This is a genomic window from Blastococcus sp. SYSU DS0669, from assembly GCF_054050895.1.
Map to the genome: position 1 here is coordinate 1 of NZ_JBJHAE010000021.1, position 19,368 is coordinate 19,368.

General features: G+C 74.9%; 16 protein-coding genes. 3 read left to right on the forward strand and 13 right to left on the reverse strand.

The window, feature by feature from the left end:
- Positions 1-136: 136 nt before the first annotated feature.
- The 9 genes from ACI792_RS17185 to ACI792_RS17225 form a co-directional block, all read right to left on the reverse strand.
- The gene (locus tag ACI792_RS17185; protein ID WP_456603664.1) at positions 137-1,132 is read right to left on the reverse strand and encodes a D-alanine--D-alanine ligase family protein; all 996 of its coding nucleotides are present in this window, start codon (positions 1,130-1,132) and stop codon (positions 137-139) included.
- The gene (locus ACI792_RS17190) at positions 1,129-2,547 is read right to left on the reverse strand and encodes an aminotransferase-like domain-containing protein (RefSeq protein WP_456603665.1); all 1,419 of its coding nucleotides are present in this window, start codon (positions 2,545-2,547) and stop codon (positions 1,129-1,131) included. The genes ACI792_RS17185 and ACI792_RS17190 overlap by 4 nt, the downstream gene beginning before the upstream one ends.
- Before the next feature lie 87 nt (positions 2,548-2,634).
- Positions 2,635-3,786 carry an N-acetylmuramoyl-L-alanine amidase gene (locus tag ACI792_RS17195; protein WP_456603666.1) on the reverse strand — a complete coding sequence of 384 codons (1,152 nt, stop codon included), beginning with the start codon at positions 3,784-3,786 and terminating at the stop codon, positions 2,635-2,637.
- Positions 3,787-3,935: 149 nt separating this feature from the next.
- A complete protein-coding gene (trxA, locus tag ACI792_RS17200) occupies positions 3,936-4,262 on the reverse strand; it encodes a thioredoxin (protein ID WP_091930864.1) in 327 nt (108 codons plus the stop codon).
- Between the two features lie 119 nt (positions 4,263-4,381).
- Positions 4,382-5,395, reverse strand: a complete 1,014-nt coding sequence (trxB, locus tag ACI792_RS17205) for a thioredoxin-disulfide reductase (RefSeq protein WP_456603667.1) — start codon at positions 5,393-5,395, stop codon at positions 4,382-4,384.
- A 68-nt stretch (positions 5,396-5,463) separates the two neighbouring features.
- On the reverse strand, positions 5,464-7,137 hold the full coding sequence (locus ACI792_RS17210; protein ID WP_456603668.1) for a hypothetical protein: 1,674 nt from the start codon (positions 7,135-7,137) through the stop codon (positions 5,464-5,466).
- Positions 7,138-7,217: 80 nt separating this feature from the next.
- The gene (gene murJ / locus ACI792_RS17215) at positions 7,218-9,281 is read right to left on the reverse strand and encodes a murein biosynthesis integral membrane protein MurJ (protein ID WP_456603669.1); all 2,064 of its coding nucleotides are present in this window, start codon (positions 9,279-9,281) and stop codon (positions 7,218-7,220) included.
- Positions 9,278-11,671: a DUF6049 family protein gene (locus tag ACI792_RS17220; protein ID WP_456603670.1), complete on the reverse strand. Its 2,394-nt coding sequence runs from the start codon at positions 11,669-11,671 to the stop codon at positions 9,278-9,280. Before ACI792_RS17220 ends, murJ begins: the two co-directional genes overlap by 4 nt.
- Positions 11,668-12,144: an NUDIX hydrolase gene (locus tag ACI792_RS17225; RefSeq protein ID WP_091930860.1), complete on the reverse strand. Its 477-nt coding sequence runs from the start codon at positions 12,142-12,144 to the stop codon at positions 11,668-11,670. Before ACI792_RS17225 ends, ACI792_RS17220 begins: the two co-directional genes overlap by 4 nt.
- 113 nt (positions 12,145-12,257) lie before the next feature.
- Between ACI792_RS17225 and ACI792_RS17230 the strand changes: the two genes are divergently transcribed.
- Positions 12,258-13,757, forward strand: a complete 1,500-nt coding sequence (locus ACI792_RS17230) for a CCA tRNA nucleotidyltransferase (RefSeq protein ID WP_456603671.1) — start codon at positions 12,258-12,260, stop codon at positions 13,755-13,757.
- Positions 13,758-13,769: 12 nt separating this feature from the next.
- On the opposite strand, the gene ACI792_RS17235 is transcribed toward ACI792_RS17230, so the two are convergent.
- Positions 13,770-15,041: an MFS transporter gene (locus tag ACI792_RS17235; RefSeq protein ID WP_456603672.1), complete on the reverse strand. Its 1,272-nt coding sequence runs from the start codon at positions 15,039-15,041 to the stop codon at positions 13,770-13,772.
- Positions 15,042-15,185: 144 nt separating this feature from the next.
- Here ACI792_RS17235 and ACI792_RS17240 point away from each other — a divergent pair, with 144 nt between their 5' ends.
- A complete protein-coding gene (locus tag ACI792_RS17240; RefSeq protein ID WP_456603673.1) occupies positions 15,186-15,839 on the forward strand; it encodes a YqgE/AlgH family protein in 654 nt (217 codons plus the stop codon).
- A gap of 123 nt (positions 15,840-15,962) precedes the next feature.
- On the opposite strand, the gene ACI792_RS17245 is transcribed toward ACI792_RS17240, so the two are convergent.
- The 3 genes from ACI792_RS17245 to ACI792_RS17255 all read right to left on the reverse strand — a co-directional run bounded on the left by ACI792_RS17245 (position 15,963) and on the right by ACI792_RS17255 (position 18,709).
- Positions 15,963-16,718, reverse strand: coding sequence for a hypothetical protein (locus ACI792_RS17245; protein ID WP_456603674.1), 756 nt, complete (start codon positions 16,716-16,718; stop codon positions 15,963-15,965).
- Between the two features lie 120 nt (positions 16,719-16,838).
- The gene (locus tag ACI792_RS17250) at positions 16,839-17,918 is read right to left on the reverse strand and encodes an inositol-3-phosphate synthase (protein WP_456582731.1); all 1,080 of its coding nucleotides are present in this window, start codon (positions 17,916-17,918) and stop codon (positions 16,839-16,841) included.
- A 92-nt stretch (positions 17,919-18,010) separates the two neighbouring features.
- Positions 18,011-18,709 carry a PadR family transcriptional regulator gene (locus ACI792_RS17255; RefSeq protein ID WP_456603675.1) on the reverse strand — a complete coding sequence of 233 codons (699 nt, stop codon included), beginning with the start codon at positions 18,707-18,709 and terminating at the stop codon, positions 18,011-18,013.
- A gap of 160 nt (positions 18,710-18,869) precedes the next feature.
- Here ACI792_RS17255 and ACI792_RS17260 point away from each other — a divergent pair, with 160 nt between their 5' ends.
- Positions 18,870-19,283: a DUF5318 family protein gene (locus tag ACI792_RS17260; protein WP_456582733.1), complete on the forward strand. Its 414-nt coding sequence runs from the start codon at positions 18,870-18,872 to the stop codon at positions 19,281-19,283.
- Positions 19,284-19,368: the final 85 nt, after the last annotated feature.

Genomic DNA, 19,368 nt, shown 5'->3' on the forward strand with positions numbered 1-19,368 from the left:
CCCCCCCCCCCCCCCCCCCCCCCCCCCCCCCCCCCCCCCCCCCCCCCCCCCCCCCCCCCCCCCCCCCCCCCCCCCCCCCCCCCCCCCCCCCCCGCCCCCCCCCCCCCCCGCGCTCTGTGGCACGGGTACGAGGGGTTCAGCGCGGGTTCTCGGCGCGCCGCGCGAGCAGCCGGCCGAGCACCGCGCCCAGGTCGTACCCGGCCGCCTCCACCGCCATGGGGAACATGGAGGTCTCGGTGAGACCGGGCGAGACGTTCACCTCGAGGAAGTGCACCTCGCCGTCCGGGGTGATGATCGCGTCGGTGCGCGAGAGGTCGGCCAGGCCGAGGACCTCGTGCACCCGGACGGCCACCTCGGCGGCGCGGGCTGCCGTCTGGTCGGGGATGCGGGCCGGTGCGTGGTACTCGGTGAGCCCCGGGGAGTAGCGGGAGCTGTAGTCGAAGACGCCGGACTCCGGCTCGATCTCGACGGCCGGCAACGCGATCGGCCCGTCGCCCAGGTCGACGACGGCGAGCGCGACCTCGACCCCCTCGACGTAGCGCTCGACCATCACGGTGTCGCCGTAGGCGAAGCAGCTGACCATCGCGGCCGGGAGGTCCTCGACGCGGCTGACCTTCTGCACGCCGAGCGCGGAGCCGCCCGAGGCGGGCTTGACCATCAGCGGCAGACCGAGGCGGGCCACCATCAGGTCCAGCACCGCGCCGGCCCCCAACTCGCGGAACGTGCTGTGCGGGAGGGCGACCCAGTCCGGCGTCGTCACGCCCGCCGTGCGCACGACGGACTTGGCGGCCGGCTTGTCCCAGGCCAGCCGGCAGGCGGCCGCGGGGGAGCCGACGTAGGGTACGCCGGCCAGGTCCAGCACCGCGCGGAGGGCCCCGTCCTCACCGGTGGCGCCGTGCAGCGCGATGAACACCGCGTCGGCCGGCGCGGCGGCGAGGCCGGGCAGCAGCTCGGCGTCGGCGTCGCGGAGTTCGGCGTCCAGGCCGGCCCGGGTGAGCTCCTCCACCACCTGGGTGCCCGAGGAGAGGCTGACCTCCCGCTCGAAGGTCAGCCCGCCGGCGAGGACGACGGCCCGCAGCGGGTGGCGCTCCTGCGCTGCGCCGGGTTCTGCGGTGGGCGCGGTCTCGCTCATCGGCCGTCCTCGTACGTGTCGCTGTTCGCCGGACCGACCATCGACTCGGCGTCGTGGCCCGAGCCGGGGCGGATCGCCCGGAAGGTACCGGTGTCCACCTTGTCGAAGGTGGAGTGCAGGTCCAGCTCCGCCTCGACGACGCGGGACAGCCGGCGCACCCCCTCACGGATCTGGTCCGGCTCCGGGTAGCAGTAGGAGAGACGCATGTACTCCTGGCCGCTGCCGTCGGCGTAGAAGCCGATGCCGGGGACGTAGGCGACGTGCGCGCCGACCGCGCGGGGCTGCATCAGCTTGGCGTCCAGGCCGGACGGCAGCTTCAGCCACACGTAGAAACCGCCGTCCGGGCGGGTCCACGTGGTGCCCGGCGGCATGAGCGCCGCCAGGGACTCCAGCGTGGCGTCGCGGCGCTCCCGGTAGAGCTCGGTGAAGAGCTTGATCTGCTCCCGCCACGGCTGGGTGTCCAGGTAGCGGGCGACCGCGTACTGGGTCAGCGACGGCGGGCAGAGCACCTGCGCCTCGGTGGCCAGGACCAGCTTCTCCCGGACGGCGAGGGGCGCGAGGACCCAACCCACCCGCAGCCCCGGCGAGAAGGTCTTGGAGAACGAGCCCAGGTAGATGACCCGCCGGGAGTCCCGGGCGCGCAGCGCGCGCATCGGCTCCCGGTCGAAGCCGAGGAGGCCGTAGGGGTTGTCCTCGATGATCAGCAGGTCCCAGCGCTCGGCGATCGCCATGATGGCCTCGCGGCGCGGCTCGGAGAGGGTGACACCGGCCGGGTTGTGGAAGTTGGGGACGGTGTAGAGGAACTTCACCCGGTCGCCGTTCGCCCGGCAGGCGGCCAGCGCCTCCTCGAGCGCCTCGGGGATCAGCCCGTCGTCGTCCATGGCGACGTGCCGGACCCGCGCCTCGGCGGACTGGAACACCCCGAGGGCGCCCACGTAGGACGGCGCCTCGGCGAGGATGACGTCACCAGGGTCGACGAAGACGCGGGTGACCAGGTCCAGCCCCTGCTGCGAGCCGACCGTCACCACGACCTCGCTCGGCGAGGCGTCGGTGATGCCTTCGAGCGCCATCACGTCGCAGATCCGCTCCCGGAGCCGCGGGTCGCCCTGGCCGGAGCCGTACTGGAGCGTCTGCGCGCCCATGCCGGAGACCAGGTCGCCGATCATCGAGCCGACGGCGTCCAGCGGGAGGGCGGTCACGGCCGGCATGCCACCGGCGAGCGAGACGACCTCGGGCCGGCTGACCACGGAGAAGAGCGCGCGGATCTCCGAGGTCTTCATCCCGTGGGTGCGTGCTGCGTAGCGGTCGGCCAGCGGGTCGAGCCGCGGATGACGCGGCGCGGGATGGGGGTGCGCACCCGGGTGCGCCCCCTGCTGTCCGGGACCGGCGGGGGAGCCGGGCGGGATGGTGGCCACCTCAGGAGTGTAGGCGCGGGCAGAACGGCGTTCGGGGAGACCACCGGAGTCGAGTGGACCGATCGGCCGCCCTGCCCGCCAGGTGCTCTAGGCCTTCTCGGGGAGCACGAAGGTGCCGGTCGCCGGGTCGGCCTCCGCCGGGAGGTAGAGCCGCTGCACGGCCGCCAGGACGCCGTGGGCGATGGCGCTGCGGACGCGGGCGTCCAGCAGCAGCAGCCGGTCCACGGGGTGGGAGAGGTAGCCGCAGTCGAGCCGGACGGCGGGCATGCGCGTCATGCGGAGCAGCTCCCACGTCTTGGGGTGGGAGCCGAGGTCGAGCATGCCGGTGCGGGCGACGATCTCGCGGCGGACCAGGTTGGCGAACTGCTCGCCCACCGTGGAGGAGGCGCCGGACCCGGTGCCGTAGTAGTAGCTGGCCACGCCGCGGGCGTGCTCCGAGCCGTGGGCGTCCAGGTGCAGCGAGAGGAAGAGGTCGCCGCGGGCGTCGTTGGCGAAGGCGGTCCGCTCGGCGAGCGCCGGCCCCTGCCCGCGGCCCCGGGTGAGGTAGACGGTGGCGCCGGCTGCGGCCAGCCGCCCCTCGATGCGCGAGGCGAGGTCGAAGACCAGATCGGCCTCGGTGGTCTCGCCCACGGTGAAACCGGTGTCCTCGCCGCCGTGGCCGGCGTCGACGACGATGCGGCGGCCGATGAGGTGGGGACCGCTCTCGACGAAGGAGGCGCTCTGCCGCAGCAGCTGCGGGCGGCCGCCGGTGACCTTGCGGCCCAGCTGGCGCAGCGCGCGCAGAGTCGCCGGGCCGCAGGTGCCGTCGGAGGTGAGCCCGTAGTCGCGCTGGAAGGCCCGCAGCCCGAGCTCGGTCTCGGGGCCGAGGATCCCGTCGGCCCGTCCGGCGTCGTAGCCGAGCTCGAGCAGGCGCTCCTGCAGGTTGGTGACGTCGTCGCCCCGCATGGGCCGCTCGGGGTCGTAGCGCAGCAGCCGGTCCCCCAGCGACCAGCGGGCCTCGCTGAGCGCCCGGTAGGTCTCGTCCCCCACCCGGCCGTCGACCGAGAGGCCGCGGACCTGCTGGAAGTGGCGCACGGCGAGCTCGGTGGCGGCGTCGTACTCCGCCGACTCCAGCCCGGGGTCGACGCCGTCCGGTGAGGCGGGGAGGAGACCCAGGCTGCGGAGCGCGGCGTGCACGTCGGCCACGGCCGGCCCGCAGTCCCCGCGCCTCAAGGGCTGCATGCGGCTGTCGGTTCCCATCGTGCCGCCGATTGTGGTCCCTCCCCGCCGGGACGGCGCACCGGGGGCGGGGGCGCGCCCTCCGGTACGACGCAGGCCCACCCGTCCGGTGGGACGGGTGGGCCTGGTGACGTGCTGGAACGGTCGCCCTTCAGGGGGAAGGGTGGTCCTCAGAGATAGTCGGCGAGGTCGTTCAGGATCGCGCCCTTGGGCTTGGCGCCGATGATGCTCTTGACCGGCTTGCCGCCCTGGAAGACCGTCATCGTCGGGATCGACATGACCTGGTAGTCACGGGCGATCTGCGGGTTCTCGTCGATGTTCAGCTTCGCGATGGTGAGCTTGTCGCCGTGCTCGGCGGCGATCTCCTCCAGCACGGGGGCGACCATCTTGCACGGCCCGCACCACTCCGCCCAGAAGTCGACGAGCACGGGCTTGTCGCTGCCCAGCACGTCGGTGGCGAAGCTGGAATCGGTGACCGTCACGGTGTTGCCTGCCATGGTCGTTCTCCCTCTCGGTCGACTGGCTCGTTGCTGGCGCTGACGAGATTGCCTGCCGGGACAACCGGCCGGACGGGCGGGTTATGCCCGGATCCGGCGCGCTCCCTGCAGGGCCTGGCTCAGCGCTCGTCGAAGGTTTCGGCGAGCCACCGCTCGGCGTCGATCGCGGCGGCGGCACCCGTGCCGGCCGACGTGATCGCCTGGCGGTAGATGTGGTCGACGACGTCGCCGCAGGCGAAGACGCCGTCGATGTTGGTGCGCGTGGTGGGGTGGTCCACCTGGATGTAGCCCTCGTCGTCCAGCTTGAGCTGGCCGGCGAAGAGCTCGCTGCGCGGGTCGTGGCCGATGGCCACGAAGAGCCCGGTGACCGGCATCGTCTCGGTCGCGCCGGTGGTGGTGTCGGTGAGCTGCACCGCCGAGACGGTGCTGTCGCCCAGGACGTCGGTGACCTGCTTGCCGAGGGCCCAGCGGATCTTCTCGTTGTCCTGCGCCCGCTTCTGCATGATCTTCGAGGCGCGCAGCTCCTCGCGGCGGTGGACGACGGTGACGCTCTTGGCGAACCGGGTGAGGAAGGTGGCCTCCTCCATCGCCGAGTCACCGCCGCCGACGACGACGATGTCCTGGTCGCGGAAGAAGAAGCCGTCGCAGGTGGCGCAGGCGGAGACGCCGCGGCCGAGCAGCCGCTGCTCGTTGTCCAGGCCGAGGTAGCGGTACTTGGAGCCGGTGGCGACGATGACCGCGTGCGCGAGGTGCACCTCGTCGCCGACCTTGACGATCTTCGGCTCGGCGGTCAGGTCGACCTCGGTCACGTCCGACGGCACCAGCTCGGCCCCGAAGCGCTCCGCCTGGGTGCGCATGTCGTCCATGAGCTGGGGGCCCTGGATGCCCTGGGGGAACCCGGGGAAGTTCTCGACCTCGGTGGTGGTCATGAGGGCGCCACCGAACTGCGAGCCCTCGAACACCAGCGGGTGGAGGTTGGCCCGCGCGGCGTAGGTGGCGGCGGTGTACCCGGCGGGCCCGGAGCCGATGATGATCAGGTCACGGACGCCGTCGTGCTCGGCGGGCGGGATCACCGGCTGCGTCACCTCGCCGGTGGTCACGGCGGGGCCGGGGGTCGGCTGGTCTGCAGTCACGGGCGGCACAACCACGATCCTAGGGGCGCCATTCCCCGTGGCCTGTCCCGGCGGGGAGCAGGGTCCGCTCAGCCGGCGGTGCTGATCCCCACCTCGGCCAGCTGCGCGGAGAAGCCGTCCGGGCTGTCGGCCAGGCCGGTGATCCAGAGGAGGACGTACCGGGCGGTCACGGGCTCGTCGAACGCGAGCTCGGTGCTCGGCTCCAGCGTCCCGGCGGCGGCGACTGCGAAGTCGTCGAGCGCGCCACCCTCGGCCTCGGCGGTGCGGATCTCGACGGTCGGGCCGGGCAGCGCCGTCTGGACGGTGACGCCGGAGAGGTCCTGGACGGAGCCGAGGTCGTAGAGGACACCGACGCCGGGCTTGAGGTTCCCGAAGGCAGGGGTGCCGCGGTAGGTGACGGTGGACCAGTTGGTGGCGGGGTCGCCGTCGTAGGAGAGCGGGACGTCACCGTCGTTCTCCGGCTCGCCGTCGCCGAACGGGTCGAACACCTCCGCGGCGGTGATCGGGGCGACCGCTCCGGGTGCGGCGGCCGGGTCCTCGGCCGGCTCCCCGTCCGCGGCGGGGGCGCTGCTGGCCGGCGGGGTGGAGCCGCCGAGGTCCTCGTCCACCGCGTCGGTCACCGACAGGACGCTCGACCCGAACCACCACGCCAGTGCGATCACCACGAGCAGGGCGAGCAGCGGCAGGCCCACGACGACCAGCCGGTGCTTGCGGGCGCCGTCCTCCTCCTCGTCGTACAGGGAGGCAGGCTCGGCGTACGGGTCGTCGTCGGAGCCCCCGCGGGCGCGCAGCACGCCGAAGGGCTCCTCCTCCTCGCCGGTGGGCCGGGCCGGGGGGAGCGCGTGGCCGGCCGCGATCGTGTCGCGGGCCGTGGGGGCCGCCGATGCCCCGTCGTCGGCGACCGGGCGCACCGGAGGGACCGGGGGCAGCGTGCCGGGCTCGCGCCGCACGGGTGCGGCGCCCTCTCCGCGGCGGTCCCGCGCGCGGCGGGCGCGCCGCCCGCCGTCGGGCTCCTCACCGCGGAGCGGCGCAGCCGAGGAGGTGGGCCCCGTCCGCGGCCGCTCGGCGAGCAGCGAGGCCATGGCGGCGACGCTGGACAGCCCCTGGCCCGGCTCGGTCGAGCGGGCCCGGCGGGCGAGCGCCACCAGGTCGGAGGGGCCGGTGACCGGCCGGGCGCCGGGACCGACGCCGGTGAGGCAGGCCTCGAGGAGCTCGCCGAGCGCGGTGATGTCGCCGTGCACCGTGCCGGAGGCCGCGGGCACCGCCCGCAGGCCGACCAGCCCGTTGGGGCGGAGGACGACGTTGTCCAGCGTCAGGCCGCCGACGGCCAGGCCCACGCGGTGCGCCTCGGCGACGCCCTCGGCGAGCCGGCGGAGCACCAGCCGCACGTCGCGCTCGGGCATCGGCCCCGAGCGCAGCCGCTCGGCCAGCGTCTCGCCGTCGATCCACTCGTTGACGACGTAGGCCGCGCCGCCCGGGGCCTGCGGGTCACCGCTGCCCTCGGAGGCGTCGTAGACCATCGCCAGCGCCGGGGTGGCCAGGCCGCCCGCGGTGAGCGCCCGGGTGATCCAGGCGTGCGCTGCGGGCCCGGCGGGGACGTGCACGCGGATGGCGACGTCGCGGTTCAGGACGCGGTCCTTGGCCCGCCAGCTCTGGATGACGCCGGTCGGGGTGGTCTCGTCGGGGCCGATCTGGTCCAGCGGGCGGTAGCGGTCGGGCAGTCCGGTGGTCGTGGACGCCATCGACACTGTCGACTCCCTGTGCTGCTCCGGCCGCCGAGGCGGACGCTCCGGCACGGTCGGCCCACCTGGCCGGTGCTCGGTCACCTGCGCCCCAGCCGGGCCCGCAGCGCAGCGACGGGTTCCCGGACCTCCGGAACGCGGGCCACCACCAGACCGGTCAGTGCGACGCCGCCGACGACCACGGTACCGATGACGACTTCGGCGAGCGAGCCTGCCGTCGAGCCTTCGCCCAGGTCGCCGGTCACGATCCGGACAAGACCGCCGGCCAGCCCGGCCGCGATCGCGACCGCGGCGATGCGGGCCAGCGGCAGGAAGGTCTCGCGGGTGCGCAGCCCACCGAGCCGGCGGCGCAGCGCCAGGTCGCCGATGACCCACCCGGCGACGTAGGTGAGGCTGGTGGCGAGCATCAACCCGGCCAGCACCAGGTCCGGGTCGACGACGACCGGGACGAGCAGGAGCAGCGGCACCCGGACGGCGACCATGCCGAGCTGGATGAGCGTCGGCGTGCGGGCGTCCTTCATGGCGTAGAAGACCCGCAGCTGCAGCAGCGTCACCGCCATCGGCAGCAGGCCGAAGGCGCCGACCGCCAGCGCGGTGCCGATGGCCCGGGCCTCGTCCGCCGACGTGTTGCCCCAGGCGAAGACCAGGACCCCCAGGGGAGGGCCGAGGACGGTCAGCGCGGCGGTCACGGGGAGCAGGCCGAGGGCCGAGAGCCGCGTGCCGAGGGACAGGTCCTGGACGACGCCCGGGACGTCGGAGCGCGCGGCGGCGCGGCTCATCCGCGGGACGAGGGCGGTCAGCAGCGCGACGCCGATGATCCCGTAGGGCATCTGGAAGAGCAGGCTCGCGTAGCCGAAGGCGGCGGAACCCAGGCCACCTTCGCGACCGGCCTCGTTGGCCACCCGGAGCGCCACCAGCACACCGGCCTGGCTCACGGCCACGTAGGCGATCACCCAGAGGCCGAGGGTGCCCGCCTCGCGCAGCCCGGTGTCGCGCAGGCCCCAGCGGGGTCGCAGCGGCACCCCGGCACGGCGCATGAGGGGCAGCAGCACGACCGCCTGCACGGCGATGCCCAGCACCGTGCCGGCGCCCAGCAGCCACACGAGGCCGGCGGGGATGGTCGCCGGCGCCAGGGCGCCCGGACCGCTGGCCGCGAGGAACAGCAGCCCGGTGGCGATGACGACGACGTTGTTGAGCACCGGCGCCCAGGCCGGCGGGCCGAAGACCCCGCGGGAGTTCAGCACCGCCTGGGCGAAGGCGCCGAGCCCGTAGAAGACGATCTCGACCAGCAGGATGCGGGCCAGCCAGTTGGCCAGCCGGTACTGCTCGGGGTCCTCGTCGAGCCCGTACAGCGCGGTGAGCAGGGGTGCGGCGAGCACCGCCAGCACGGTCATCACCAGCAGGCCCGACAGCGCGATCGTGGCCAACCGCTGGGCGTAGGCCACGCCGTCGTCGCGGTCCCGCTCCTGCGCGTGCACGAGCAGCGGGACGATCACCGACGTCAGCACGCCGCCCAGGAGCAGCTCGTAGACGATGTTGGGCAGGGTGTTCGCGGTGTTGTAGGCGTCGGCGACCAGCCCGACACCGAGCGCCGCGGCGAGCACGATGGTGCGCAGCAGGCCGGTGATCCGGGAGACCAGGGTGGCGATCGCCATGGTCCCGGCGGCCCGCAGGATGCCCCCGCTGGCGCCGGGTGCGCCCTCGCGCCGCTCGACGTCCTCGTCGGTGTCCTGCTCGGCGCGCGGCACCGGGGGCAGGAGCGGCATGGGGAAGACCTGGGTGTCGTCCGCGGCCGGCACCCAGCGGTGCCGCAGCGGTGGCAGCGGCGGCACGGGGGTGGCCGGGCGCGGCGGCCGTGCGGGCGGCACGGGGGGCAACCGGGGCGGCGACGCCGCGGGGACGGCGCTGTCGACGACGGCCTCCGCGGGCCCGCCCTCGGCGGTGGGGGGCGCGGCGAAGACGGCGTCGCTCGGCGGCGTCGCCAGGTAGGGGGCCGGTGGCAGCGGCGCGGGCGACCCCCAGCTGCGGCGGCCCGGCGTCGCGCGGGTGGGCGCGGGCGGCGGGGGCAGCGGCAGCGGGCGGGGACGCTCGCCGTCCTCCGCGGCCTCGGGTCCGCCCTCGGTGGTGCCGGGTCGATCGCTCACACCGGGCTCCGGGTGGGTGCTGCGGAGAGACCGGGCGACGACGGGTCGGCGCCGGTGTCAGCCGGGACCGCGCCCCGCCGCCGGCGGAGCAGGAAGTGCACGAGCCGGCGCAGGAACAGCAGCGCGAGCAGCGACGCGGCACCGATGGTGATCGACAGCGAGATCGGCCCGTAGGCGGTGCTCTTCACCTGCATCTCGACGCGGTCCCCGAGGGGGCTGCCGGACGGGGTGGTGACCTGCGCGGTCACCCGGAACCCGCCCGAGCGCCGCAGCTCCGTCGGCACCTGGAGCGTCGTGCGCTGCTCGGGCGCCAGCGTCTGCACCCCGATGTCGCCGACGGTGAGGCCGCCGTTGGCCGGGGGGGCCACCTCCAGCCGGACGTCGACCGGGAAGGGCAGGGGGTTGTCGACAGTCAGCACCAGCGGGGCGTCGCTCGAGGCGAGGCTGTAGGTGCCGTCCGCCGGGGCGACCACGCTGACCCGGTCCCGCAGGCGGTCGAAGGTGTCCTGCGCGTCGGCGGCGGCCGCCAGGAACTCCTCGGGGTCGTCGCGGTGCAGGACCGACGCGGCCCGGGCGATGCCGGCGTCGTAGGACTGCAGCGCCAGGTCGGCGTCCGCGGGGATCGCGCCGGCGAGATCCTCCCGGGCGGCCACGGCCTGGGATAGGACGGCCAGCCCCGCGGGGTCCAGCGCGGTGTCCCGGTCCGGCTCGGCGAGCGTGCCGGCGTCGGCCGGCGGCGCGTCGCCGAGCGCGGCCACGCTGCCCGCCTGGAGCCAGGGCAGACCGGCCGTGTCGGCGATCATCGCGCCGGCGCCCTCCACCCCCACGTCGAGGTCGCGGGGCGGCGCGACGAGGACGGTCTGCCCGCTGCCGGGCGGCGCCTGCAGGGTCAGGGCGGCCAGCTCCGCCAGGTAGCGCTGCTCGGCGATCCGCGGGCCGCCCTCCACCACCTCGGCGGTGCCGACGACGGCGCTCAGCGTCGGGTCGGCGACGAGCACGTCCAGCGCGCCGTCGCCGACCGGGACCGAGCTGCGGGCGATCGCGTCGGAGCCGTCCAGGCCCACGGCGGAGGCGCCGTCGGTGAGCGCGCCGCTGCCGAGGACGACCTGGTCGACGCCCCCGGCGCGCAGGGTGTCGAGGGTGGCGGCGTCGTAGGAGCCGTCCGGGGACCAGGCCAGGTCGGTGATCGGGGTGACGTCCAGGACGTCGGCGAGGATCGCCGCGCCGGCTCCGGTGCCGGAGGCGCCGGCCGGCTCGGCGGGTGGTGCCGGTGCGTCGACGGCCGGGTCGCCGGTGACCGGCGGGGGGCCGGGCGGGTCGTGCGCCGTTCCTTCCGGGGTGCCCGGCAGGCTGCGGGTGACGACGGCGGGCAGGCCGGCGGCGTGGAGGCTGTCGGCGTCGACGTCGCCGTAGGGCAGCGCCACCACCGGGCGCGTCGCCACCACCGCGCGCAGCCGGTCGAGGAACGCCCGCGCCGCCTCGGTGCCCGTTCCCGCGCCGGCCACCCCGTCGACGGCGTAGGGCCCGTCGGCCATGCGGGCCAGCTCCTCAACCAGGGCAGGGTCGATCGCCAGCGTGACCGGCAGCGGTGCGGTCGGCGTCACCCCCGGCTGGACCACGGGCTGCCCGCCGGGCAGCCGCTCGATCACGGCCAGCGCGCGGTCGAGCCGGCCGCCCTCGCGCACGGCGTCGGCGAGCCCGTCGTCGAGGAAGGCGCCGGAGGCGTCGCGGTGGCTCGGCTCGGAGAGCGGCCACAGCCAGGCGACCGTCGTGCGCGAGGAGGGGACGACCGGCTGCTGGACCAGGAACGTGGCCAGTTCGCCGACCCGGCGCTCCTGGTCGCCGTCCACGGTGCCGTTGACGTTGAAGAGGACCGGGTAGACGCCGTCCTGGTCCAGGCGCAGCTCGGCGGAGTCGACGGTGTAGCTGAACTCCACGCTGCCGCCGGGGGCGAGGACGCCGTCCACGGGGGCGAACTCCGGCTGCACGGTGGTCGCGGTGCCGGGGTCGCTGACCGCGGCGGCGAGGTCGGGGCGGTCGGTGAGCACGTCGCCGCGCTGCAGCCGGGCCCGGAGGCCGGTGATCGGGTCCGGGCCGGTGTTGGTCAGCGTGCCCGTGACCGTGATCAGCGAGCCCGGGGTCACCGTGCGGGGCTCGAAGCGCGCCACGTCGATGCGGACGGGCCGGTCGGCGGAGGTGGCCGCGTCCGAGGCGGTCGGGTCGGGGGCGGCTGCCGCGGGGGGAAGGGTGGTCGAGGGGGCGAGGAGCGGTCCGCCGAGCACCAGGGCGCCCGACAGCAGGGGGACGAGCGCGGCCGCACGCCGGACGGCGCCCTGCCGGGCGGGGGCGGCGGGGCGGCCACCGGCTCGGGTGGCAGCCGGCCGGGTCACGCGCTGTCGGCCAGGAGTCCGGGGGCGCGCTCGACCAGGGCGCGCTCGTCGGCGTACGCCAGCCGGGTGCTGAGCTCCTCCAGCGGCACCCAGGCGACCTCGGTGACCTCGACGTCGGCGTCCGAGAGCGCACCGCCGACCGCACGCAGCAGGAAGTGGTGCACGGTCTTGTGCACGCGGCGGCCCTCGGCGACGAACCAGAAATCGATGATCCCGAGCGGGGCGACGACCTCGCCGATGATGCCGGTCTCCTCGGCGACCTCCCGGACGGCGGTGTCCTCGGGGGTCTCCCCCGCCTCGATGTGCCCCTTCGGGAGCGACCAGAGCAGCCGGCCGCGGCGGTCGGTGCGGCCGATCAGGGCGGCACGGGGCCCGGTCACGCCGTCGTCGGCCACCACCAGGCCCCCGGCGGAGGTCTCGTCGACCCGGCGCAGCCGGCGGCCCGGGCGCCCTCGCCCGCCCGTCCCAGCCATGTCAGGAGGGTAGCGCGCCCCCGGCGTCGGCTCCGGGAGCATCGCGCCGTGAGGGCGCCGACGGGATGGAGCCCGGCCGGGTCGCTCCTCCGCCCGCACTAGGCTGGCTCGTCGTGTCCGCCACCCCGCCGAGCCGGCCCGAGCCCGGGCCGGTGCCCCCGGCCGTCCAGGAGACCGTCCGCACGCTGGTGGACGTCTCGCCCGTGCTGATCGAGCTCGGGCAGCGGTTCGCCGCCGCCGGCTTCGAGGCCCACCTGGTCGGCGGCTCGGTGCGCGACGCCCTGCTGGCCGCCGCGGCCGGGGGCGGCCAGGTGGCCGGCGTGGTCCCCGGCGACCTCGACGTCACCACGGACGCCCGCCCCGAGCAGGTGCTCGAGGTGCTGCGCGGGTGGGCGCGTTCCACGTGGAACACGGGCATCGCCTTCGGGACGGTGGGCGCCGATCTCGGCGGCGCGCGGGTGGAGATCACCACCTTCCGGGCGGACCGGTACGACCGCACCTCCCGCAACCCGGAGGTCGCGTGGGGCGACTCGCTCACCGACGACCTGGCCCGCCGGGATTTCACGGTCAACGCGATGGCGGTCTCCCTCGGCCCGGACCGCACGGTGACCGACCCCTTCGGTGGGCTGGGTGACCTGCTCGCGAAGCGGCTGCGCACCCCGGGCCCCGCGGTCGAGTCCTTCGCCGACGACCCGCTGCGCATGCTGCGCGCGGTCCGCTTCGTCGCGCAGCTCGGGCTGACGCCGGACGAGGAGGTGCTCGACGCGATGTCCTCCCTCGCCGGCGAGCTCGCCCGGATCACGCCCGAGCGCGTGCAGGCCGAGCTGTCCAAGACGCTGCTGCAGGACGCGCCGCGCGCGGCGCTGGAGCTGTTCACCGCGACCGGCCTGGCCGACGTCGTGCTCCCGGAGCTGTCGGCGCTGCGCATGGAGATCGACGAGCACCACCAGCACAAGGACGTCTACGCCCACTCGCTGACCGTCCTGGACCAGGCGATCGACCTGGAGAGGGCGGATCCGGAGGCCCCGTCGCCCGACCTGGTGCTCCGGCTGGCCGCGCTGCTGCACGACATCGGCAAGCCCGCGACCCGCCGGCACGAGCACGGCGGGCGGGTCTCCTTCCACCACCACGAGGTGGTCGGCGCCAAGCTGGTGCGCAAGCGGCTGATGGCGCTGCGGTACTCCAAGGAGATCGTCGAGGCGGTCTCCCGGCTCACCTTCCTGCACCTGCGCTTCCACGGCTACGGGGACGGGCAGTGGACCGACTCCGCCGTCCGGCGCTACGTCACGGACGCCGGCGACCTGCTCCCGCGGCTGCACAAGCTCGTGCGGTCGGACTCGACGACCCGCAACAAGCGGCGCGCCGCCGCGCTGTCGGCGACCTACGACTCCCTGGAGCAGCGGATCGCCGAGCTCGCCGCGCAGGAGGACCTGGCGCGCGTGCGCCCCGACCTCGACGGCAACGCGATCATGGAGATCCTGGGTCTCGGGCCCGGTCCCGAGGTGGGTGCGGCGTGGCGCTTCCTGAAGGACCTGCGGCTCGAGCGGGGGCCGCTGGACCGTGACGACGCCGAGACCGCGCTGCGCGCGTGGTGGGCCGCCCGGCAGGGCTGACCGCCCCTCCGCTCAGCGCCGGGCCATGCGGGCGTGCAGCAGCGCGGTGCCGACGTACCCCGCGCCGACGACGGTGAGCAGCGGCGGTGAGACCCCCGACTCGGGGAGGGTGAACGCCGCGGCGACGAGTGCGGCGACGTAGCCCACGTTGACGACGGTGTCGTAGACGGAGAAGACCCGGCCCCGGTGGTCGTCGTCGATCGACTCCTGCAAGGTCGCGTCGACGCAGATCTTCACGCCCTGGCCCATGAGCCCGAGGACGAACCCGGCGAGCACGGCGGCCGAGGGCTGGAACAGCAGCCCGAGGCCGGCCTGGAGCAGCCCGCCCGTGGTCAGCAGGATGCCGATCCACGGCACCGTGCCGATGCGGCGCACGACGGGCGGGGTGGCGACGGCGGCGGTGAGCGTGCCGGCGGCGATCGCGGCGACGACCACGCCGAGCCCCACCAGGCCCCCGGGCAGCGGGCCGCTCCCGTCGACGAACGTGTTGCGGTAGAGCAGCAGGGTCATGAGAGTCAGCAGGCCGAACCAGACGCGGTGCAGACCGATGGCGGTGAGCGCGGCGGCGGCCTGCCGGTGCGCCCACGCGTGCCGGGCACCGGAGGCCATGCCGGTCAGCACCTGCGCCACCGACATCCGCGCGGTGCGGGCCATGTGGTCGGGCCCGAGGTAGGCCCGCGTGAACCCGGCGACGACCGCCGCGGCCGCGAGGTAGGGCACGGCGGAGGAGAGGGCCAGCGTGGCGTACCCGGCGTCGCCGGACCCGGTCAGCTGCAGCAGCGCCAGCGCGGCTCCACCCCCGACCACCGTGGCCACCGCGCCCGACGTCGTCGACAGGGCGTTCGCCGGGACCAGCGAGGACTCGTCGGTGGTGTGCGGGAGGCCGGCCGAGAGCGCGGAGAGCACGAACCGGTTCACCGAGAAGACGGCGAGGCCGGCGAGGTAGAAGGCCGGCCCCTGCACGCCGGCGAGCACGAGGGCGGCCACCACGGCCACGAGACCGGCGCGCAGCACGTTGGCGCGCAGGAGCACCTGGCGCCGGCTCCAGCGGTCCAGCCAGACGCCGGCGAACGGCCCGACGAACGAATAGGGCAGCAGCAGGACGGCGAAGCCCGCGGCGACGTCGACGGGATCGGCGGCGCGCTGCGGGTTGAACAGCACCGTGCCCGCCAGCGCGGCCTGGAAGACGCCGTCCCCGAACTGGGAGAGCAACCGGGTGCCCAGCAGCCGGCGGAAGTCCCCGCGCACCAGGAGACCGCGCACGGTCGTCCCCGCCCCCGCCACACGGCCAGCCTAGAGAAAGGACCCCGTGCCCCCCGCCACTCGCGAGCTCGCGGCGGGACCCTGCACGGGGCCGCCCGTGCCCCCCGCGCGCAGGGCGAGCGGCCACCGGCGCCGACGTGGGGCACACTGAGAAGGATGTCGCCGGTGCCTCCCCCGCCCGAGCCCGAGTCCGGTCCGCCTGCACGGCCCGCGACCGGTCGCCGCCGTGCCGGCGCGGTACCCCAGCTGTCGGTCGGCAGCCTGGACGACGTGCGGGCGGGCGCCCTCCTCGTGGCGATGCCGGCGCTCACCGAGCCCACGTTCGCCGGCGCGGTCGTCTACGTCCTGGACCACTCCGACACCGGCACGCTCGGCGTGGTGCTGGGTCAGCCCAGCCAGGTCCAGATCCGCGACGTGCTGCCCGGGTGGTGCGATCTGGCGGTGGAGCCGGGCGTCTTCCACGTCGGCGGGCCGTGCGAGACCGACACCGCGCTCTGCCTGGCGACGGCGGCGGTCGACGCCAGCGAACCCGGCCTGCGGTCCGTGGCCGGGGACGTCCATCTCGTCGACCTCGACGGGGACCCGGAGGCGCTCACCGGCCGCCTCTCGGGCCTGCGGGTGTTCGCGGGCTACGCGGGTTGGTCGCCCGGTCAGCTGGCCGGTGAGCTCGCCGAGGGGGCGTGGGCCTGCGTCCCGAGCCGACCCGGCGACGTCCTCTGCGAACTGTCCGGCCCCGAGCTGTGGCGGCGGGTGGTGGGCCGGCAGACCGGTCGCCTGGCCGTCCTCTCCTCCGCCACGCTGGACCCCACGGTCAACTGACGTCCCTCCCGGCTCGTGTCGGGCAGCGCGATCCGGCGTCGTCTGGTAGGAAAGAGCCCGGGAAGGGGCGGTCTGGGGAAGAGGCCGCCCCTTCCCGCTTCTCTGCGGTGACGATTCCCCGCCTCAGACCCCGAACGCCGCAGCGATCTCCGGGTGGTCCGTCGCCGCCGCCGTCTCCTCCGCCGTGGGGAGTGCCAGCCGGCGGGTGCCGTGCTCGGCGAGCGTGACCGTCACCTCGACGCCGCCCAGCGGGGTCCGGTACTGCACCAGCGTCCGGTCGGAGTCGTCCACCGCCACCGTGCGCTCCTCGCGGAGCCGGTACACCGTCGTCGGCCGGCCGTCGACCGCCTGCTCCCCGTCCCACCGGTACGGGCCGTCCAGGAATGCCGACGGCGGGTCGGCCCGCTCCGCGGCGAGGTTCTGCAGCACCCGGACGAGCACGTCGAGCAGCGGTGGGTCCGCGGCGCCGGCCGGCAGGGTCCGGCGCAGGTAGGTCGCGTCCGGGGCGCCGTCGGCGGCGAGCGCCTCGGTCAGCCCGGGCACGTCGCCGGCCCAGAGGTCGTCGCGGTCGAAGAACAGGGTGCGGGTGTCCCGGTCCTCGCCCCCGACCGTCGTCACCGCCTGGGCCTGCCCGACCCCGCGGCGGAAATCGATCTGCCCGGTGAGGGTGAGCACCGCGTCGTCGGCGAAGGGGGCGGTGACGACGAAGTCCGCGCCGCCCTCCTCGTGGTTGCGGTGGAGCAGCTCGGCCAGGACGGCGGCGTCGTCCTCGGTGACCGGCTCACCGGCCTGCCGCTGGTCGCTGGTGCACCCGGCGAGGAGCAGGAGGGCCAGCCCGGCCGCGCCCGCCCGGCGGACGAGCTGTCGGCGGGCACGCATGCGGTGCAGCGTAGGCAGCCGATCGCCCGGGATCGGCGACGACGCGGCGGGGGCGAAGGAGGCTTTACCTGCGTCCTGGTCCCCAGGGACGTAGGTAAAGCCTCCTATGCCCGGTGGGCCTCAGCGCTCGATGTCGCCCCGGATGAACGCCTCGACGGCGTCGCGGGCCTCGCTGTCGTCGTACTGCACCGGCGGGCTCTTCATAAAGTAGGACGACGCCGACAGGATCGGGCCGCCGATGCCGCGGTCCTTGGCGATCTTTGCGGCGCGGACGGCGTCGATGATGATGCCGGCCGAGTTCGGGCTGTCCCAGACCTCGAGCTTGTACTCCAGGTTCAGCGGGACGTCGCCGAACGCGCGGCCCTCCAGGCGGACGTAGGCCCACTTGCGGTCGCTCAGCCACGGCACGTGGTCCGACGGGCCGATGTGCACGTTGCCCACGCCCATGTCCCGGTCGACCTGGCTGGTGACGGACTGGGTCTTGGAGATCTTCTTGGACTCCAGACGCTCGCGCTCGAGCATGTTCTTGAAGTCCATGTTGCCGCCGACGTTCAGCTGCATCGTGCGGTCGAGCTGCACGCCGCGGTCCTCGAACAACTTGGCGAGCACCCGGTGGGTGATCGTGGCGCCGACCTGGCTCTTGATGTCGTCACCGACGATCGGCACGCCGGCGGCGGTGAACCTGTCCGCCCACTCCTTGGTGCCGGCGATGAAGACGGGGAGGGCGTTGACGAAGGCGACACCGGCGTCGAGCGCGGCCTGCGCGTAGAACTCGGCGGCCTGCTGGGAGCCGACGGGGAGGTAGCACACGAGGACGTCGGCACCGGACTCGCGCAGGGCGGCGACGACGTCGACCGGCTGCTCGTCGGACTCCTCGATGGTCTCCCGGTAGTACTTGCCCAGGCCGTCGAGGGTGGTGCCGCGCTGCACCGTCACGCCCAGCGGCGGGACGTCGCAGATGGTGATGGTGTTGTTCTCGCTGGCCACGATGGCCTCGGACAGGTCCCGGCCGACCTTCTTGGCGTCGACGTCGAACGCGGCGACGAACTCGATGTCGGAGACGTGGTACTCGCCGAACCGGACGTGCATCAGCCCCGGCACGGACGTCGTCTCGTCGGCGTCCCGGTAGTAGTGGACGCCCTGCACCAGCGAGGCGGCGCAGTTACCGACGCCGACGATGGCGACCTTGACTGACCCCATGACTCTCCTTCTCCCTGGACCGTTGGGCCCGTGTACGTGAACCGCGTGCGGTCCGGTGATGGCTGCGCCCGGGCGCGGAGGCCCCGGCGTGTTCAGGTGGTGATCGGCGGTGGCTTCGCCCCGATCGGGTCGGGCCGCGCGGTTCCGCCCGTCTCCTGTCGTGTCGTTCCTGGCTCCTGCGCCTCCGACGACGCAGCCCCCGGCTCCGTCGCCTCCCGGCGCACCGCTGCCGGCTCCGTCGCCTCCCGGCGCTCGCTGTCGATGAGCTCCGACAGCCAGCGGACCTCCCTGTCCACCGACTCCAGGCCGTGCCGCTGGAGTTCGAGCGTGTAGCGGTCGAGCCGCTCGCGGGTCCGCGCCAGAGACGACCGCAGCCCCTCGCGCTGCCGCTCCACGGTGCGCCGGCGGCCCTCGAGGATCCGCAGCCGCACGTCGTGCGCCGTGTGCCGGAAGAAGGCCAGGCGGACGCCGAAGAACCCGCCGTCGTCGTAGGCCTCCGGGCCGGTCTGGCTGACCAGCTCGTGGAACCGCTCCTTGCCTTCCGCGGTGATCGTGTAGACCACCTTCCCGCGACGGCCGGTGAGCGGCGGTGCGTCGGCCGGGAGCAGGCCACGCGGGGTGGGCTCATCGGTGGAGATCAGCCCGGCTGCCTGCATCCGCCGGAGGGCGGGGTACAGCGAACCGTAGGAGATGCTGCGCAAGCCACCGAGCACCGCGGCGAGCTGCTTGCGCAGCTCGTACCCGTGCATCGGGGCCTGGTGCAGCAGACCGAGGATGGCGAACTCGAGCACGTCGCCCTCCCCCGGGTGGTCCCTGTCGATCGATGTATCGGCACGATACATCGGGCAGCGCGCCCGCTCTACACGGAGGCGTGGGGCAGGTGGGTCACCCGGGGTGAGTACGGTGCTCGGCGACCCCACGGACGCGGGCCCGGTGCGTACATTGGCCGCCGTGCCCGGACGTCGTTCCGTCGTGGACTACTCGCTGCAGCGGCGAGCCGTCCTGGCGGGAGTACATGCGGGCCGCACCGGGTTGTTCGAGGTGTGCGACGCGAGCCCGTACCTCTCACGGGCGGCGAAGTACCACGGAGAGCCGACCGACGCCGCGTGCCCGGTCTGCCGACGTGAACGTCTCACCCTGGTGAACTACGTGTACGGCGAGCACCTCGGGCCGGTGGCCGGCCAGGCCAAGACCGAGGCCGAGCTCGCCCGCATGGACGCCGCCCAGGACGAGTTCTCCGTGTACCGGGTCGAGGTCTGCCGCGCCTGCGGCTGGAACCACCTCGACTGCTCGTACGTCCTCGGTGCCGAGCCCGAGCCGGGGCGCAAGCCCCGCGGCAGGCGCCGGACCGCTCCCGAGCGGTGACGGACGGGCCGGCGACCGGCCCCGACCGTGCCACCGGGCCCGCGACGGAGCGGGCCCGCTGCGCTGCCACAAGCTGAAGACGAAC

What these genes read in the sequence shown, in the direction of transcription:
- ACI792_RS17185 (WP_456603664.1), bottom strand. Translation starts at nt 1,132, where the DNA reads ATGAGCGAGACCGCGCCCACCGCAGAACCCGGCGCAGCGCAGGAGCGC.
- ACI792_RS17195 (WP_456603666.1), bottom strand. Translation starts at nt 3,786, where the DNA reads ATGGGAACCGACAGCCGCATGCAGCCCTTGAGGCGCGGGGACTGCGGG.
- trxA (WP_091930864.1), bottom strand. Translation starts at nt 4,262, where the DNA reads ATGGCAGGCAACACCGTGACGGTCACCGATTCCAGCTTCGCCACCGAC.
- ACI792_RS17250 (WP_456582731.1), bottom strand. Translation starts at nt 17,918, where the DNA reads ATGGGGTCAGTCAAGGTCGCCATCGTCGGCGTCGGTAACTGCGCCGCC.
- ACI792_RS17210 (WP_456603668.1), bottom strand. Translation starts at nt 7,137, where the DNA reads ATGGCGTCCACGACCACCGGACTGCCCGACCGCTACCGCCCGCTGGAC.
- ACI792_RS17225 (WP_091930860.1), bottom strand. Translation starts at nt 12,144, where the DNA reads ATGGCTGGGACGGGCGGGCGAGGGCGCCCGGGCCGCCGGCTGCGCCGG.
- ACI792_RS17245 (WP_456603674.1), bottom strand. Translation starts at nt 16,718, where the DNA reads ATGCGTGCCCGCCGACAGCTCGTCCGCCGGGCGGGCGCGGCCGGGCTG.